1 protein-coding gene is annotated in these 1,849 nt (G+C 67.4%); it reads right to left on the reverse strand.

Going from position 1 to position 1,849, the window contains the following annotated elements; genetic code table 11:
- Positions 1-1,299: glycoside hydrolase family 1 protein (locus tag ETD96_RS43660; protein ID WP_240808650.1), on the reverse strand; the 1,299-nt coding region annotated here is incomplete at its 3' end.
- Positions 1,300-1,849: the final 550 nt, after the last annotated feature.

The following is a 1,849-nucleotide window of genomic DNA, read 5'->3' on the forward strand; positions in this document are numbered from 1 at the left end:
GGTGGGGGTCGTGCCCAGGCAGGTCGCGACGGGATCCTCGATCGAGCACCAGCCGGGCGCGCGCACCGGCACATACCCGGACGGGACGCCCCGGTGCGCGATGATCGAGCGGTAGGCGGGAACGGCGTCGGTCGGACGGCGCGCCAGGGTCGGGTCAGTCAGCGCGTCCACCGTATAGAGGCCGAACCGTGGCCGGTAACTGCCCCACTCGTAGTTGTCGGTGAGGCTCCAGTAGTTGTAGCCCATCATCTTCACGCCGTCGGCCATCGCACGCTGGATCCAGTAGATGTGGTCGCGGAGATGGTCCGTGCGCGTGTAGCCGTCCGGGCGCGGCTTGCCGTCGTCGGTCGGCATGCCGCTCTCGACCACGTAGACCGGTAGGTGCGGTAGGCGGCGCTGGTAGTTCTTCAGGACGTAGTACAGCCCCTCTGGTTCTGGGTCGATCTTCCAGAACTCGCCGGTGAGCGAGTGCACCGCGGTGAGGTTCTGCAGGTTCGCGCCGTAGTAGTAGTCGATGCCGATGAAGTCGAGCTTGTCGGTGACGTCGTTGAACATGGCCGCGTCGAAGATGCCGTTGAGGGCCGTCCCGTAGGCGACGTTGCTCGACACCAGGGCGCCCGGGTCGACCTTGTGGATCATGTCGTACGCGGCCCGGTGCGTCTTGATAAGGGCGTCGCGCATCTTCAGCATCTGCCCGAGGTCCATCGGGCGGGTGGTGAGCTCCTTGTAGATGTAGGCACTGGCCTCGTTGAAGGTGATCCAGATGACGCCCTGGCCCTTGTAGCGGTCGACGACGTAGCGGGCGTTGCGGAGCCAGTCGTCCCGCGTGCGGGGGTTGTCCCAAGCGCCCTGGTCGGCGACCCAGCCGGGATACACCCAGTGGTCGAGGGTGAGCATGGGCCGCATGCCGTTCGCCTTGATGCGGCGGACGAGGTCGTCGTAGTAGGCGAGCGCCTTCGGGTCGCGGTGGCCGCGGCGCGGTTCTACGCGGGCCCACTCGACGGACGTCCGGAAGACGTTCACACCGAGGCCCTTGGCGAGCTTCAGGTCGGACGGGTAGCGGTGCAGGAAGTCGACGGAGTCGCCGTAGGGGTCGGTGACGCCCGGCGCCTTGCGATCGGCATAGCGCGTCCAGTTGCTGTCGGGGAAGTGCCCCTCGCTTTGGAAGCCGGACGTGGACACGCCCCAGAGGAAGCCGGGCGGGAACTTCGCGGTCGGTGGACCGCTGTCGGCGAGGGCCGGCGGCGCCACCACGAGCCCGACGACCAGGACGAGACCTGACACCACACGGCCGAACACAGGGCTCCCTTCGCCGGGCGGAACCTGCCCTCTCCTTCGGACTACAGGCGGCCGGATCCGGTCCGTCAAGCCCTCGGCCGGGCCGGATCCGGTGCTCGCGTCCGTCCGCAACCGGCCACCCCGCCCCGCCGCGTCCGGCGGCCAAAAGGAGACATGAACCACATTTACCGATACGTGATACACGCCACAGACCATTACGGAGCGTCAGGGAGTTTTCCACAGAACGACATTCCACTTACCGGGCGACGCGCGGCGGGTCACCATGAAATGGATCTTCTTTCCGGGAAAGGTGACCTAGTTCACACTTACCCCACAGTGCTCGAAATCAGCGCAGGCCACGACAGGGGCGACCGCCCCTTTCCCAGCGCCCGCCCCCATCGGAATGACCGGAGTGATTTGCCATGCCGACCCGACTCTGCATACGTTCCTGCCGGTTCATGCGGCACTGCAGCCGCCCGGATAACAGAACACGCACCCGACGCGCGGCTCGCGGCCTGCACGGCCGCCTCCACGGGCCGGGCCCGGCCCCCCAGGCCGTCCGCCCGCGGAC

This window comes from Actinomadura geliboluensis, from assembly GCF_005889745.1.
Lineage (GTDB): Bacteria > Actinomycetota > Actinomycetes > Streptosporangiales > Streptosporangiaceae > Spirillospora > Spirillospora geliboluensis.